General features: G+C 41.1%; 13 protein-coding genes and 1 pseudogene. 10 read left to right on the forward strand and 4 right to left on the reverse strand.

Annotated elements, in window-relative coordinates; all coding sequences use genetic code 11:
- The first annotated feature begins 71 nt into the window (after window positions 1–71).
- From fabD to SJ2017_RS08975, 6 genes are all read left to right on the forward strand, one after another.
- Window positions 72–998, forward strand: a complete 927-nt coding sequence (gene fabD, locus SJ2017_RS08950) for an ACP S-malonyltransferase (RefSeq protein ID WP_055024422.1) — start codon at window positions 72–74, stop codon at window positions 996–998.
- A 9-nt stretch (window positions 999–1,007) separates the two neighbouring features.
- Complete coding sequence (gene fabG / locus SJ2017_RS08955; RefSeq protein WP_080915532.1) at window positions 1,008–1,754, forward strand: 3-oxoacyl-ACP reductase FabG; 747 nt, start codon at window positions 1,008–1,010, stop codon at window positions 1,752–1,754.
- Window positions 1,755–1,913: 159 nt separating this feature from the next.
- Window positions 1,914–2,147 (forward strand): acyl carrier protein, encoded by a 234-nt coding sequence (gene acpP, locus SJ2017_RS08960; RefSeq protein WP_011496723.1) that lies wholly within the window; start codon window positions 1,914–1,916, stop codon window positions 2,145–2,147.
- Window positions 2,148–2,344: 197 nt separating this feature from the next.
- The gene (fabF, locus tag SJ2017_RS08965) at window positions 2,345–3,589 is read left to right on the forward strand and encodes a beta-ketoacyl-ACP synthase II (RefSeq protein WP_080915533.1); all 1,245 of its coding nucleotides are present in this window, start codon (window positions 2,345–2,347) and stop codon (window positions 3,587–3,589) included.
- Between the two features lie 280 nt (window positions 3,590–3,869).
- On the forward strand, window positions 3,870–4,355 hold the full coding sequence (locus tag SJ2017_RS08970) for an acyl-CoA thioesterase (protein WP_055024425.1): 486 nt from the start codon (window positions 3,870–3,872) through the stop codon (window positions 4,353–4,355).
- Between the two features lie 53 nt (window positions 4,356–4,408).
- Window positions 4,409–5,281, forward strand: a complete 873-nt coding sequence (locus SJ2017_RS08975; protein ID WP_080915534.1) for an NAD(P)-dependent oxidoreductase — start codon at window positions 4,409–4,411, stop codon at window positions 5,279–5,281.
- Window positions 5,282–5,413: 132 nt separating this feature from the next.
- On the opposite strand, the gene SJ2017_RS08980 is transcribed toward SJ2017_RS08975, so the two are convergent.
- The gene (locus SJ2017_RS08980; protein WP_080915535.1) at window positions 5,414–6,922 is read right to left on the reverse strand and encodes a methyl-accepting chemotaxis protein; all 1,509 of its coding nucleotides are present in this window, start codon (window positions 6,920–6,922) and stop codon (window positions 5,414–5,416) included.
- 400 nt (window positions 6,923–7,322) lie between these two features.
- On the opposite strand from SJ2017_RS08980, the gene pheS reads away from it, so the two are divergent.
- From pheS to lpxM, 4 genes are all read left to right on the forward strand, one after another.
- Window positions 7,323–8,306: a phenylalanine--tRNA ligase subunit alpha gene (gene pheS, locus SJ2017_RS08985; RefSeq protein ID WP_055024428.1), complete on the forward strand. Its 984-nt coding sequence runs from the start codon at window positions 7,323–7,325 to the stop codon at window positions 8,304–8,306.
- 15 nt (window positions 8,307–8,321) lie between these two features.
- Window positions 8,322–10,709 (forward strand): phenylalanine--tRNA ligase subunit beta, encoded by a 2,388-nt coding sequence (gene pheT, locus SJ2017_RS08990; protein ID WP_080915536.1) that lies wholly within the window; start codon window positions 8,322–8,324, stop codon window positions 10,707–10,709.
- A gap of 4 nt (window positions 10,710–10,713) precedes the next feature.
- Window positions 10,714–11,013 carry an integration host factor subunit alpha gene (gene ihfA, locus SJ2017_RS08995; protein WP_080915537.1) on the forward strand — a complete coding sequence of 100 codons (300 nt, stop codon included), beginning with the start codon at window positions 10,714–10,716 and terminating at the stop codon, window positions 11,011–11,013.
- A gap of 194 nt (window positions 11,014–11,207) precedes the next feature.
- The gene (gene lpxM, locus SJ2017_RS09000; RefSeq protein ID WP_080915538.1) at window positions 11,208–12,143 is read left to right on the forward strand and encodes a lauroyl-Kdo(2)-lipid IV(A) myristoyltransferase; all 936 of its coding nucleotides are present in this window, start codon (window positions 11,208–11,210) and stop codon (window positions 12,141–12,143) included.
- 84 nt (window positions 12,144–12,227) lie between these two features.
- Here lpxM and SJ2017_RS09005 read toward each other — a convergent pair.
- The 3 genes and pseudogenes from SJ2017_RS09005 to hflD form a co-directional block, all read right to left on the reverse strand.
- Window positions 12,228–13,358 (reverse strand): annotated as a pseudogene (locus SJ2017_RS09005) (ribosomal protein uL16 3-hydroxylase).
- A 71-nt stretch (window positions 13,359–13,429) separates the two neighbouring features.
- On the reverse strand, window positions 13,430–14,800 hold the full coding sequence (gene purB, locus SJ2017_RS09010; RefSeq protein WP_065108269.1) for an adenylosuccinate lyase: 1,371 nt from the start codon (window positions 14,798–14,800) through the stop codon (window positions 13,430–13,432).
- A gap of 40 nt (window positions 14,801–14,840) precedes the next feature.
- A complete protein-coding gene (gene hflD / locus SJ2017_RS09015; RefSeq protein WP_055024434.1) occupies window positions 14,841–15,461 on the reverse strand; it encodes a high frequency lysogenization protein HflD in 621 nt (206 codons plus the stop codon).
- Window position 15,462: the final 1 nt, after the last annotated feature.

The raw sequence follows: 15,462 nt of genomic DNA on the forward strand, positions 1-15,462 counted from the left end.
GTGTCTTTTTATTTATAGTATTGGTGAAGTTCTATTTCATTTTTCATGAACGAAAAAAGGTAATAATTATAATGGAAAATATGGCTTTCGTTTTTCCTGGACAAGGTTCACAAGCTGTTGGCATGTTAGCTGATCTTGCGGTTGAATTTCCCATTGTCACAGAAACTTTTTCTCAAGCAAGTGCGGTTTTAGGTTACGACTTATGGGCGTTAACACAAGATGGTCCTGCTGAAAAACTTAATGAAACAGATAAAACTCAACCTGCATTATTAACAGCAAGTGTTGCTATTTGGCGTGCGTATGAAGAAAGTGGTGCAGCTAAGCCTGCATTACTAGCAGGTCATAGTTTGGGTGAGTACTCAGCACTAGTTTGCGGTGGCGTAATAGCATTTGAAGACGCAGTGAAATTAGTTGAGCTGCGTGGCCAATTAATGCAACAAGCGGTTCCTGCTGGAACAGGGGCAATGTTTGCTGTAATTGGTCTTGATAACGATTCAATTGCAAAAGCCTGTGAAGAGTCTGCCAATGGTGCAGTCGTCAGTCCGGTAAACTTTAACAGCCCTGGCCAAGTGGTTATTGCTGGTGAAAAAGAAGCAACTGAAAGAGCTGCTGCTGCATGTAAAGCTGCTGGTGCTAAAATGGCTGTTGCACTACCTGTGAGTGTGCCTTCACATTGTGCGCTTATGAAACCTGCGGCAGAAAAGCTTGCTGCTGCACTTGAAGCTATTACGTTTAATGAGCCAACGATCAATGTTATCAATAACGTTGATGTTGCTGCTCCTACATCAGAGTCAGATATAAAAGATGCGTTAGTACGCCAATTATATTGCCCAGTGCGCTGGAGCGAAACAATTGAGTTTATTGCTTCTCAAGGTGTTACTGAACTTGTTGAAATGGGACCTGGAAAGGTACTAACAGGGTTAACAAAAAGAATAAATAAATCGTTAAAGGGGCAAGCTGTGAATAATGCTGCGTCTTTATCTGCTTTAATCCAATAAGGAAAAGACATGAGCATTAGCATGAATTTAACAGGCAAAGTAGCTTTAGTTACAGGTGCAAGCCGTGGTATCGGCCGCGCTATATCAGAAACTCTGGTTGAAGCTGGCGCTGTAGTTATTGGTACTGCAACAAGTGAGAAAGGTGCTGCAGCAATTCAAGATTACCTTGGTGATAAAGGTCATGGTTTAGTTTTAAACGTCACCGATAGTGAGTCAGTTGCGCAATTATTCGCCCAGATCAAAGAAAAAGCCGGTGATGTTGATATTCTGATTAACAATGCGGGTATTACTCGTGATAATTTATTGATGAGAATGAAAGATGATGAGTGGCAAGATATCGTTGACACCAATTTGACTTCACTGTTTAGATTATCTAAACCTGTTATGCGTTCTATGATGAAAAAACGTAATGGCCGCATTATTAATATTGGCTCAGTTGTAGGTACAATGGGCAATGCAGGGCAAGTAAATTACTCTGCGGCAAAAGCTGGATTGATCGGATTTACAAAATCTCTTGCTAGAGAGATTGCATCTCGTCAAATAACAGTTAATGCTATTGCACCAGGTTTCATTCAAACTGATATGACTGATGAGCTAAATGAAGAGCAACAACAAGCCATTATGTCTCAAGTTCCAATGGAACGTTTAGGACAAGCACAAGAAATTGCTAATGCTGTTTTATTCTTGGCATCTGACTCAGCTGCTTACATAACAGGTGAAACCCTGCATGTAAATGGCGGAATGTACATGGTTTAATCGCCTTTTATGGCAACGACTTTATTGAATCTCGTTTGATATCAAAGTATGATAATTTTCGTGGTTAGACCACGAAAACTAAGCTTGCATTGTCAGCTGGATCGAATAAACTACTCGCAATCTTACGCAAGTGTGTAATTTGAATAGGAAAGAAAACTAATGAGCAACATCGAAGAACGTGTAAAGAAAATCATCATTGAGCAACTTGGCGTTAAAGAAGAAGACGTTAAATCAGCTGCATCATTCGTAGACGATTTAGGTGCAGATTCTCTGGACACTGTTGAATTGGTTATGGCTCTAGAAGAAGAGTTTGACACCGAGATCCCTGATGAAGAAGCTGAAAAGATCACTACTGTTCAAGCAGCGATCGATTACGTTTCAAAGAATCAGTAATCCCAGATTTACAAAAACAGGTGGCATTTATGCCGCCTGTTTTTGTTTCTGAAGTCGATTTTTTTCGACTAGACTTATTTTCAACGCGTTAATCCTTCTGCTCGATTCTTATCTGCCCAATTAACCTTGTTTGTTGGTGATGGATTAACCAATTATCTTTATTTGGCTTATGCCTATTTATTTCAAAGGTGAATACTGTGTCTAAACGTCGTGTCGTGATTACAGGCCTAGGACTAGTTACTCCAGTGGGTAACGATGTTGATACTTCTTGGCAGTCTTTATTAGCGGGTAAAAGTGGTATTGCACCCATAACTAAATTTGATGCATCTGAATACGGAACTCGTTTCAGCGGTTCAGTAAAAGACTTTGACATCGAACAGTACTTATCACGCAAAGATGCTCGCAAAATGGATTTATTTATCCAATACGGTATGGCTGCTGGTATTCAAGCCATGAACGATGCCGGTTTGGATATGTCACAAGAAAACCCTGCAAGAGTGGGTACCGCGATTGGTGCGGGAATGGGCGGAATGCCATTAATCGAACAAAACCATGCCGCATTATTAAAGTCTGGTCCTCGTAAAGTGTCTCCATTTTTTGTGCCGAGTACCATTATCAATATGATCTCAGGTCACTTATCAATAAAATATGGTATGACAGGCCCGAACTTTGCTGTAACAACAGCTTGTACGACAGGTGTCCACAATATCGGTTTTGCTGCACGTACAATCGCCTACGGTGATGCAGATGTCATGGTTGCTGGCGGCGCAGAGGATGTGACTTGTCCATTAGCTGTTGCCGGGTTTGGTTCAGCAAAAGCATTATCAACACGCAATGATGACCCAACGGCAGCAAGTCGCCCATGGGATAAAGACCGTGACGGTTTTGTTATTGGTGACGGCGCTGGTGTAATGGTTATGGAAGAATACGAACATGCCAAAGCACGTGGTGCAAAAATCTATGCTGAGTTAGTTGGTTTTGGTATGAGTGGTGATGCATTCCACATGACATCACCTCCAGCTGATGGTGCAGGCGCTGCAGCAGCAATGGAAAATGCCATCAATGATGCGCAAATTGACAATGAAAAAGTGGGCTACATCAATGCCCATGGCACTTCAACTCCTGCTGGAGATAAAGCAGAAGCTGCAGCAGTTAAGTCAGTATTTGGTGAACATGCTTATAATTTATTAGTCAGCTCCACTAAATCTATGACAGGCCACTTGCTCGGTGCTGCGGGTTCTGTAGAAGCCATTGTGACCATTCTTGCTTTACGAGATCAAATCGTACTGCCAACCATTAATCTTGATAATCCGGATGAAGGTTGTGATTTAGATTTTGTGCCTCACACTGCTAAAGCGCATCGTTTTGACTATGCATTATGTAATTCATTTGGCTTTGGCGGCACCAACGGTTCGCTTTTATTTAAAAAAGGCGATGCGTAAAGCGTGCAAAGTGAGTGTGTTACTTTAATTAAAAGTGTGAATAAGCAGTAACTCTGGTTACTGCTTTTTTTTGGCCTGCTTTTTTCTATAACGACCGTTTTTAAGTTTATTTTACTCATAGGCCTCACTTTCAGAATTAAAATGAAGAATGTTTGATTTATTGCGGTTTAAATTATAATTATTCATTCAATCGAGATATTTATTTAAACTTAGGCGTTTTTAACCACTTCTGATTAGAAATATCGTAAACTGGCGACAGTGCATAAAATTAGGAGGCATAATGGCCGGAGTAGACAGAGAAATTACATTACGATTTTTGGCAGAGCCAGCAGATGTCAATTTTGGCGGCAAAGTCCATGGTGGCGCCGTGATGAAATGGATTGATTTGGCAGCCTATGCAGGCGCAGCAGGTTGGAGCGGTAAATACTGTATTACTGTTTATGCAGGCGGTATCAGGTTCGTAAAACCGATTCATGTGGGTAATATTGTTGAAGTCAGCGCCAAAGTTATTTATACCGGCACATCTTCTATGCATTTAGGTATTGATGTAAAAGCTGGCGATCCTAAAGAACCTGAACGTCACTTAACGACTCATTGTATTGTGATTATGGTTGCAGTAGACGATGACGGTAAACCGACTTCCGTACCTGAATGGATCCCGGAAACTGAGGATGACATTCGGTTACGAGATTCTGCACTAAGATTGATGGACATGCGTAAACGCATTGGCGCAGAAATGGAAGCCCATGTAAAACCAGCGCTTTAAAGGTTACAATCAATACGTTTTCATCTCATAAATAACAATGATAAGGGAAAGGTATGGCAAAGGTCGCTTTTATTGGTTTAGGTGTAATGGGTTATCCAATGGCGGGGCATCTGGTAAAACAGGGGCATCAAGTGACGGTTTATAATCGTACTACGGCCAAAGCAGAGCAATGGACTAAAGATTACACTGGCCAATTAGCGTTGACACCCAAGTTAGCCGCAGAAGATCAAGACATCGTATTTACTTGTGTTGGCAATGACGAAGACTTAAAACAAGTTATTCTTGGCGAAAATGGTGTTATTCATGGTATTGCTGATGGCGCTATTTTAGTTGATCACACGACAGCTTCAGCTGATGTTGCTCGAGATATTTCGGCCATATTAGCAAGTAAAAATATCGAGTTTATGGATGCACCTGTATCTGGCGGTCAAGCTGGCGCTGAGAATGGCGTGTTGACTGTGATGATGGGTGGAAAACAAAACGTATTCGAACAAGTCAAACCTGTTATTGATGCCTACAGTCGTTGTGCTGAGCTTTTAGGTGAAGTCGGGGCCGGTCAATTAACAAAAATGGTTAATCAAATTTGTATTGCGGGTGTGGTTCAGGGCTTATCCGAAGGATTACATTTTGCTAAAAGTGCAGGGCTTGATGGATTAAAAGTTGTAGAGGTGATCAGCAAAGGCGCTGCGCAAAGCTGGCAAATGGAAAATCGTTACCAAACCATGTGGCAGGGTGAATATGATTTTGGCTTTGCTATTGATTGGATGCGTAAAGATTTAGGCATTGCGCTTGCTGAAGGGCGTAAAAATGGCAGCCATTTACCAGTGACTGCATTAGTTGATCAATTCTACTCAGAAGTACAAGCAATGAAAGGTAACCGTTGGGATACCTCAAGTTTGTTAGCAAGACTTGAAAAAGACCGTTAACAGTCATTATTTACGTTTGACATAAAAGCGCGTTAACTGAATTGTTAACGCGCTTGTTCGTTTATGGTGCTTTTTATAAAGTTCTTTCTAATTAAAGGCTTTGTTAAAGACGTTTTATCAAATTATGAGGTGTTAAACCTTCAAACCTATCATCAACTTATCTAACGCTTCAGCGGTGCGATTAAGTTCATCACAACCAGACACGGACATATTGGCCGCTTCTTCAACGTTATGAGACTGGTTCCTGATTTCCATCAAGTTAGATGCAATTTCGTTTGCTACTGCTGATTGTTCCTCTGCAGAAGTGGCAATTAACACACTCATTTCAAATACCTTACCACTGTGATGAGCAATACTTGCTAAATCCTCACCTGTTTGAAGTACATGTTTCTTGCCTTCTTCAGCCTGCTCGACGGTACGAGACATCACTTGAGTCAGGTTTTGTGAGCCAGACTGTAATGCTTCAATCATGGTTTTGATTTCAACTGTTGCAGATTGCGTGCGACCTGCAAGTGTTCTGACTTCATCAGCAACGACAGCAAAACCTCTTCCTTGCTCTCCGGCTCTTGCTGCTTCAATTGCCGCATTCAGAGCGAGTAGGTTGGTTTGCTCAGAAATAGCATTAATTGTTGTAACAACAGCATCGATCTTACTGGCGTTATCATTTAATACATTAACAGCATCAGATGCGTCAGCAATTTCTGTTGACAATAAATCAATGGCTTGCACCGTTGTGGCAATGTCTTCAGAGCCTGCGGTAACTTGATTATTTGCCTCTTGTGTCTCTGATGACGATTGCTCCGCGTTACGGGCAACTTCTTTTACTGCTGCTGTCATTTCTTCCATCGCAGTCGCTAATGAATCTAAATGTTGACGCTGATTCACTGCAACTGTTTGACCGTCCTCAGCAGTGGCTCTAAACGATTGTACAACCTGCCTTATTTGCTCTGCTGCCTGTGACATTTGTAAGACTAGTTTATGTTGTCTGTCTACTAACGTATCGACACTAATTGCTAATAAACTAAACTCATCAGGTACTTCAAAAAAGTTTAATCGACTACTCAAGTCACCGTCTGCTGCGCGTCTCAATGCCATTACTGTGGTATACAATGCACCACCTATGAAGGTTGAAATATAGTAAGAAAAAAGCAAAATGATGATGATGATTGCAGCGGTTAAAGCATAGGTTAAGTTATTATTTTTACTAGCTTTTTCTTCTGTATTGCTATGAGGGATTAATGTGGTGATGACAATATCGTAATTATTAATGTTACTCAGCACTTCAAATCCAGCTGCTGTTTCAATTGAGCCACCACCTTGACGTGCCATTTGTTGAGCTTGGTGGCCTAATGATGAAACATTGACAGCGTTACTATTGCCGTTGATATTTGATAAAAAGGTTTGTTTTTGTTCTTCATTAAGCAAGTCTAGTGCGACTTCTACAGCGTGGTTATAAGTGTTATTGAGCGCGATAGCTTCATCTATTTCTGCTTCTGCTAACGTCGATTTAAAACTAGTGGTTAACGCTATCGTAAGTAACAAAATCAGTAAAATTGGCACCATAGCCAAAATGGTGAATTTTGCCTTTATTGTTAGTTTTATTAAAAATTGGTCAATCCATCTAAATTTTACTTCTTTCATGTACGCCTCTACATAATATGACTCGCTACTAATGTATATCGGATCTTGTTCGGTAAACTTTAGTTGGATTATAAATTGCTGGCTTTTTGCTCATATTTTATGCTGGAGTCAAGATAGAAGCTGTTGTGAATTGCTTAAGTTTGATGTGAGATTTATGTGTCAATACAATCCATTAAACATATACATGACTTGATGAGCTAAAAGCGTATAAATACTCAATTTTACTGGCTTAAATTGTAATAAATGCTAGTAAAATTAACCTAGCTCACGTAAAATTCCATCTTTTGTTTTAACCCCATGCTCTAAGTGTAAAGCGTGCTTTAACACTAAGACTAATAATGTCGCCTGAACCTTAGGCGCCCTAACGCATTTGATATGCAAGAATGCAGTGGAAGATATAATGCAGCAGTTAACTGAGATCGTAGAACAAGCCTTAGAAGTGATAGGTAAGGCCAGTGATCTAAAGGCATTGGATGATATCCGTGTCGATTACCTTGGTAAGAAAGGTAAAATCACTGACATGATGAAATTAATGGGCAGCTTAAGCCCAGCAGAAAAGCCTGCTTTTGGACAAGCAGTCAACCAAGCTAAACAAGCTGTACAGAAAGAACTTTCTGCACGCATTGAAGGCTTAAAATCTGCGGAATTAGAAGCACAACTTATCGCTGAAAAAATCGATGTGACGCTACCCGGTCGTACAATTGAGATGGGTGGACTTCATCCTGTCACACGTACTATCGAACGTATCGAAACTTTCTTTGGTGAACTTGGTTTCTCAGTTAAGAATGGTCCTGAAATTGAAGATGACTTCCATAACTTCGACGCACTAAATATTTCAGAACATCATCCTGCACGTGCCGATCACGATACCTTTTATTTTAACCCTAAAGTCATGCTACGCACGCAGACTTCAGGTGTTCAAATCCGCACGATGGAACATGAAAAACCACCATTACGTATTATTTCTCCAGGCCGTGTTTATCGTAATGACTACGATCAGACTCATACGCCAATGTTCCACCAAGTTGAAGGCTTGTTAGTGGATGAAAAAGTTAACTTTGCGGAGCTAAAAGGCATTTTACATGACTTTTTACGCAACTTTTTCGAGGAAGATTTGCAAGTTCGTTTCCGCCCATCTTACTTCCCGTTCACTGAGCCATCAGCTGAAGTTGATGTAATGGGTAAAAACGGTAAATGGTTAGAAGTATTAGGTTGTGGCATGGTACATCCTAATGTACTTCGCAGTGTCGGTATCGACCCTGAAAAATACTCTGGTTTTGCTTTTGGTATGGGTGTTGAGCGTTTAACGATGCTACGTTACGGCGTTAACGACCTACGTGCCTTCTTCGAAAACGATTTACGTTTTCTTAAGCAATTCAAATAACGGAGCAATAAACAGATGAAATTCAGTGAATCTTGGCTTCGTGAATGGGTTAACCCATCAGTAAGCCGTGAAGACTTATCTCACCAAATCACTATGGCAGGTCTTGAAGTAGATGGCGTAGATGCAGTAGCGGGTGAGTTTAGTGGTGTCGTTGTGGGTGAAGTGGTTGAATGTGGCCAACACCCAGATGCAGACAAATTACGTGTAACAAAAATTAACGTAGGTGATGAAGAACTTATCGACATCGTCTGTGGCGCGCCTAATTGCCGCTTAGGATTAAAAGTTGCGGTTGCTATGGTAGGCGCAGTGCTTCCTGGCGATTTCAAAATCAAAAAAGCCAAATTACGTGGCCAACCATCATTTGGTATGTTGTGTTCGTACGGTGAATTAGGTATCGACATCGAAAGTGATGGCATTATCGAATTACCAACAGATGCACCTATTGGCAAAGATGTGCGTGAATACCTAGATCTTAACGATGCGGTTATTGATGTAGATTTAACGGCTAACCGTGCTGACTGTCTTGGTATGGCAGGTCTTGCTCGTGAAGTTGGTGTATTAAATCGTGAGACTGTAACAGAGCCTACATGGGAAGCTGTGACAGCAACAATCGACGATAAAGTGGCAATTAATGTCATTGCTGATGAAGCGTGTCCTCGATACTTAGGTCGTGTGGTTAAGAATGTTAACCTTGCTGCCGCAACCCCATTATGGATGCAAGAAAAATTACGCCGTAGTGGTATTCGCTCAATTGATCCAATCGTTGATATCACCAACTACGTCTTGATTGAGTACGGCCAGCCAATGCATGCGTTTGATTTAGCAACGCTAACTGGTGCGATTCAAGTACGTTTAAGTGATGGTGTAGAAAAGCTGAAATTGCTTGATGGCAATGAAGTGACTGTACCTGATGACACTTTAGTTATTGCTGATGACACTGGCTCAATTGCCTTAGCAGGTGTGTTTGGCGGCGAAAAAACAGGTGTGACTGAGAAGACTCAAGATATCTTGCTAGAGTGTGCATTCTTTGCTCCGCTTGCGATCATGGGTAAATCACGCCGCTTAGGTCTACATACCGATGCTTCACATCGTTTTGAGCGTGGTGTTGACCCAGAACTACAACACAAAGTAATGGATCGTGCTACTCGCCTTGTATTAGATATTTGTGGCGGCGAAGCAGGCCCTGTGGAAGAAGCTGTTACAGAAGCAAATTTACCTAAGCCGGTTAACTTAATGCTTCGTCGTAGCAAACTAGATAAGATTTTAGGTCATCATATCCCTGATACTGATGTGACTGAAATCCTTGAACGTTTAGGCTTCACCGTGACTGCCAAAACAGACACTTGGGACGTTGTTACTGCAACTTACCGTTTCGATATGGCGATTGAAGAAGATTTGATTGAAGAAGTTGCGCGGATTTATGGATACAACAATATCCCGAATATTGCGCCTGTTGCTTCGTTAACCATGTCTGATCACAAAGAAGCAGATATTTCATTACGTAAAGTACGTAATGTGCTAGTCGCTCGTGGTTTCCAAGAGGCAGTGACGTATAGCTTTGTTGATCCTAAACAGCAAAACCTTGTTCATCCTGACGCGCCAGCGATGATTCTACCGAACCCTATTTCAGTAGAAATGTCAGCAATGCGTTTATCTATGTTCACTGGACTATTAACGTCAGTAGGCTATAACCAAAGTCGTCAACAAGGTCGAGTGCGTTTATTCGAGACGGGTTTACGCTTTGTACCTGATGCCAAAGCAGATTCTGGTGTTAGACAAGAACCAATGATTGGTGCGGTAATTTCTGGTGTTCAAAATGACGAACATTGGTCTATGGACTCAAAAACTGTCGACTTCTTTGATTTAAAAGGTGATTTAGAATCAATTATCGGCTTGACAGTTTCAACTTCTGAATTTACTTTTAGAAGTGCAACACATTCTGCTCTTCACCCAGGGCAATGTGCTGAAATACTACGAAATAATCAAGTTATTGGTATCATTGGTGCTGTCCATCCTAGTTTGGAAAAGCCTTTTGGACTCAATGGCAAAACAATTATTTTTGAGTTAGAACTGGACGCTTTACTGCATGCCAGTTTGCCGCTAGCCCAGACTGTATCTAAGTTTCCTGCAAATCGACGTGATATTGCTGTTGTTGTTGATGAAGAAGTTTCTGCAACTAATGTTATGAATTTGATAAGAAAAGTTGGCGAAAATCAGTTGGTTGGCTTAAACTTGTTCGACGTATACCGAGGTAAAGGTGTAGAGGCTGGCAAAAAGAGCTTAGCAATCGCACTTACATTACAAGACATTACTCGTACACTTGAAGAAAAAGACATTACTGAAACAGTTGATTCAGTTGTCTCTGCACTTAAGACCGAGTTCAACGCATCGTTGAGGGATTAAAAGTATGGCACTTACCAAAGCCGAAATGGCAGAACATCTTTTTGAAACGCTGGGCATTAACAAACGTGTTGCCAAAGAGATGGTTGAGTCTTTCTTTGAAGAAATTAGAGAAGCTCTTGAAAGTGGTGAGCAGGTCAAGTTATCTGGCTTTGGAAACTTTGATCTGCGCGATAAGAATCAAAGACCGGGAAGGAACCCAAAAACTGGTGAAGATATTCCGATTTCAGCCCGTCGTGTTGTGACTTTCCGTCCAGGACAAAAGCTGAAAACTCGAGTAGAAGGATCTAACTCGGCTAAGAAATAATTTCGCTTTCGTTGTAAAAGCCACTCTGAAGAGTGGCTTTTTTGTTTGTATATTTAGCAAAACATCAACGATTGTCGTGAATGGCGTTAAAATGTGTGCCGTTGGAATTATATAATTGGTATTATATGACGTTGAAACATTCCTTTTGTTTATATCGTTTTTTGTTCGTGTTGTTGTAATCTCTGAGGTTTCTTTTGGCTAGACAAGCAAAACATTTCGATCGTCGGTTCACTCTTTCCTTACTTCACCCACGATATTGGGGCTCATGGTTAGCAATTGCTGTTTTATTTATTTTTGGCATCTTACCTGCCAGAGTACGTGATCCCATTTCTCGTTTACTGGCTAAGTTAGTGATGCGAATTGCTAAAAAACCTATTCAAGTGGCACGGATTAATATTCAAACGTGTTTTCCTGAAAAGTCTGCTGATGAAGTTGAGTCGCTAATTAAAGCAAACGTAGATATGTTTGTTTTAGCCTTGTTGTCACAAGCTGAGCTTTTGATTAGGTCGAATGAGCATATTAAACGTCGAGTGACGATAGCTGGTTATGAACATGTACAAGCTGCGAGGGACGCGGGCCAGCCCATTATCTTTATTATGCCTCATGTTTGGCCGATTGATTATGCTGGGATCAGGTTAAATTTAGCACTGCCAATGGTAACCATGGCGAAAGCCCACAGGAACGGTTTGTTTAACTGGTTTAGTAATCGCCTACGTAGTAGTCAAAAAGGGCGGGTTTACATGCGAGAAGCGGGTATACGCGCGTTAATCAGTGAATTACGTCAAGATAACAGTTTCTTTTACTTACCAGATGAAGACTTAGGACCCGAACAAAGTGTTTTTGCGCCTTTACTTGGAACGGAGAAAGCTACTTTGCCAGTGGTTGGCCGTCTTGCACAGGCGGGTAAGGCGAGGGTTATTCCTGTAAAGATTGGCTATGACACCGAGAAATATCAATTCAACTTAACATTAATGCCTGCAGTTGATGAGCAAGATATGGTTGGCAAGGATAATGAGGCCATCGCGCTTAATAAGATGGTGGAGCAAGTGATTATTGCTTACCCTGAGCAATACATGTGGTTTTTGAAGTTTTTAAAAACAAGGCCAAATGGTCAGTCTGAATTGTATTAGCAGTAACAATCGCTATTATACAAAAGGCGCTTAACCCAATGGGTAAGCGCCTTTTTTGTATTAATACTTCAAGACCTTTACACGCTATTCAGCGAAGTATAACCAACCTTGATTGACACATAATGTGAGTAATGTAATGACTGCGGGTAAATCTTTCCAGTTCAGTAGAACTGACTGACAGATGTGATGCTCGTTACTGACGATATCGATAATCTCACTCTCTATATTGTCAACGTTTACAGCTTCACCATTGATATAGATTTGTGCTTGTTTATCGTTTTCTAGTGACAGAATTTTGAGTCCGCCGACGCGTTGTAAGCTTGCACCATCTTCAATGGCTTCAATCACATCTGCTGAACTAATTGCTTGTTCAAATGGATTAATGTCTAGCTCAAAACGGTTTTGGCTTAACATTTTCCCAAGCATTGTTTGATATTGGTTTGGATCGTTTGCTAGTTGGGCTAATAAATCCATAATCCCTTGTTGTTGTACTTGGCTTACTTGGCCTTTATTTGCGACTTCTTCATTCGAAGTAAAACGGTGTTGGCCACAATTATTGTCAATCAATGCATCAGCTAATTCTGTTAATAGTTCTTGTTGGCTTGGTGCTCTAAAACCGATGGAATAACTCAATGCCAGTGACAATGTTTCGCCGCAGTGGGGAAAACCTGGTGGAATGTAAAGGATGTCACCTTTAGTTAATACCACATCGATAATTGGCTCAAAGTCATCCACTAATGGGCTATTTATATCGCCGCCACGTTGTTTATGGGCGCCTCTATCACCGACTTTTCAGCGACGCTCGCCTTCGCCTTGAATAATGAATACATCATAATTATCGATATGAGGTCCTACACCGCCTTTAGGTGTTGCAAAAGACACCATCAAATCATCAAATCGCCAATCTGGTAAAAACCGGAATGCTTCAACAAAAGCTTGTGACTCAGGATACCAATGGTTAACTGCTTGTACTAATAGTTGCCATCCATCTTCGCCGTATTCGTCATAGTCCTCAAAGGGACCTTGTATGACATTCCAACCATCCGATTTCGTTTGGACAATACGAGAAGAAATATCTTCTTCCATTGCCAAACCTGCTAATTCATCGGCAGAAATCGGATCTTCAAAGGCATGAAAAGCATTTTTAATGACAATAGGCTTTTTTTGCCAAGTGTCTTTGATAAACGCCGCAGTATCAAAATTTAATGTATACATAGTCAATAAAAAGGCGACAGCTCTGCTGAGATGTCGCCATTCCTTAATTTAAACAGATAGCTGTTTATAAATTACTTTAACTCATCAACAAACGCTTCAGCGCGGCCGATGTAGTTAGCTGGTGTCATTGTTTTAAGTTCAGCTTTAACACTGTCAGGCAGCGCTAAACCATCAATGAATGTAGCAAGTTGTTCGCCATCAATACGCTTACCACGTGTTAACTCTTTTAATTTTTCATATGGCTTTTCGATACCGTAACGACGCATCACAGTTTGTACCGGTTCAGCCAGTACTTCCCAGTTCTTGTCTAATTCGGCACGTAAATTTTCTTCATTCACTTCAAGCTTACTGATCCCTTTCATTGTTGCTTGATAAGCAATTAATGAATGAGCCATACCGACACCAAGGTTACGCAATACGGTTGAGTCCGTTAAGTCACGCTGCCATCTTGAAACGGGTAACTTAGCAGCAAGATGTTGCATAAGTGCGTTAGCAATACCAAGGTTACCCTCTGAGTTTTCAAAATCGATAGGGTTAACTTTATGTGGCATCGTAGAAGAACCAATTTCGCCAGCAATAGTACGTTGCTTAAAGTGACCTAATGCAATGTAGCCCCAGATATCACGATCGAAATCGATAAGAATAGTATTGAAACGAGCAACAGCATCAAATAGTTCAGCAATGTAATCATGCGGTTCGATTTGAGTAGTGTATGGGTTCCAGTTAATACCAAGGCTTGTTACAAAGCGTTGTGACAATTCATGCCAGTTAACTTCAGGGTAAGCAGAGATGTGTGCGTTGTAGTTACCAACAGCACCATTGATTTTACCCATGATTTCAACAGCGTTGATTTGGTTAAGTTGGCGTTCTAAACGAACTGCCACGTTTGCCATTTCTTTACCTAATGTAGAAGGTGATGCTGGTTGACCGTGTGTACGTGACATTAACGGTACAGATTTGTTTTCTGCCGCTAATTTTTTGATTGCATCAACAATTTCAAGACACTGAGGTGCTAATACTAAATCACGTGCTTCTTTAAGCATTAACGCATGAGATAGATTGTTAATGTCTTCAGAAGTACAAGCGAAGTGAACAAATTCGTCAATTGCAACTAACTCAGCGTTGTCTGCAATTTTTTCTTTAATGAAATATTCAACCGCTTTAACGTCGTGGTTGGTGGTTCTTTCAATTGTTTTAACGCGTAACGCGTCTTCTTCGCTGAAGTTATCCTTGATGCTATCCAGTAAAGTTAATGCTTCTTCGCTGAATGGCGGAACTTCTTCAATCTCTGGGCAACTAGAAAGTAGTTTTAACCAGTTAATTTCAACTTGAACACGGTATTTAGTTAAACCGAATTCGCTGAAAATGCCTCGTAAAGAGGTGGTTTTGCTACCATAACGACCGTCTATCGGAGAGATAGCAGTCAGTGCAGAAAGATCCATTTGAAGCTCCTTGATGAACTTTTGTTGTAGGGTGATACGATTAATTATTTTTACGGCTACTAATAGCAGTATCCACAATGGCTTTACGAGCAAAAACGAGGTGGCGACGTTTGCCTCCGAGTTGGCGCCATAAAACTGCACTACGCATAGCTGATAAAAGTAAAGCACGGATTTTTTGTTGTACTTGCGGTTGTTGCAAGCAAGCTGGATTACCAGAAATTTGTAATTTGGGGCCAAGCTCACTGATCACATCGCTGTATATGCTCGCTAAACTCGCAATGATTTGTTCATCGGTAATGGCGAAGTGATGTAATTGACGGTGCACTTGGTTGATACGTTCGGCTAGCATACCTAACCCATTTGCTGAGCGAGCGAGCTTACGTTCTAATGCGAGCATCCCAACTAGGTAGCGAGTGGTTTCAACATCTTTGCTGTTGCCATCACCTAACTGATTCTCAATCAGTTGGTACCCTTTATTGAGTGCTTGTTTATCTTGATAAATTTCTGAAACAGAATCTGGGTCAGTCACCATAATGGTGTTCAGACTCGCAGCAAGAGCTGTTTCGTCTGAATCGCCATGACGCGCGAGATGTTGAACTTGAGCAATCGCTTGTAAAATACCTGCAAACGCCATAGTGCGTTCAAATAATACTTGGCTCACG

It is taken from the genome of Shewanella japonica (assembly GCF_002075795.1).
GTDB classification, from domain to species: domain Bacteria; phylum Pseudomonadota; class Gammaproteobacteria; order Enterobacterales; family Shewanellaceae; genus Shewanella; species Shewanella japonica.

What these genes read in the sequence shown, in the direction of transcription:
- fabD (WP_055024422.1), top strand. Translation starts at nt 72, where the DNA reads ATGGAAAATATGGCTTTCGTTTTTCCTGGACAAGGTTCACAAGCTGTT.
- fabG (WP_080915532.1), top strand. Translation starts at nt 1,008, where the DNA reads ATGAGCATTAGCATGAATTTAACAGGCAAAGTAGCTTTAGTTACAGGT.
- acpP (WP_011496723.1), top strand. Translation starts at nt 1,914, where the DNA reads ATGAGCAACATCGAAGAACGTGTAAAGAAAATCATCATTGAGCAACTT.
- SJ2017_RS08970 (WP_055024425.1), top strand. Translation starts at nt 3,870, where the DNA reads ATGGCCGGAGTAGACAGAGAAATTACATTACGATTTTTGGCAGAGCCA.
- SJ2017_RS08975 (WP_080915534.1), top strand. Translation starts at nt 4,409, where the DNA reads ATGGCAAAGGTCGCTTTTATTGGTTTAGGTGTAATGGGTTATCCAATG.
- SJ2017_RS08980 (WP_080915535.1), bottom strand. Translation starts at nt 6,922, where the DNA reads ATGAAAGAAGTAAAATTTAGATGGATTGACCAATTTTTAATAAAACTA.
- pheS (WP_055024428.1), top strand. Translation starts at nt 7,323, where the DNA reads ATGCAGCAGTTAACTGAGATCGTAGAACAAGCCTTAGAAGTGATAGGT.
- pheT (WP_080915536.1), top strand. Translation starts at nt 8,322, where the DNA reads ATGAAATTCAGTGAATCTTGGCTTCGTGAATGGGTTAACCCATCAGTA.
- ihfA (WP_080915537.1), top strand. Translation starts at nt 10,714, where the DNA reads ATGGCACTTACCAAAGCCGAAATGGCAGAACATCTTTTTGAAACGCTG.
- purB (WP_065108269.1), bottom strand. Translation starts at nt 14,800, where the DNA reads ATGGATCTTTCTGCACTGACTGCTATCTCTCCGATAGACGGTCGTTAT.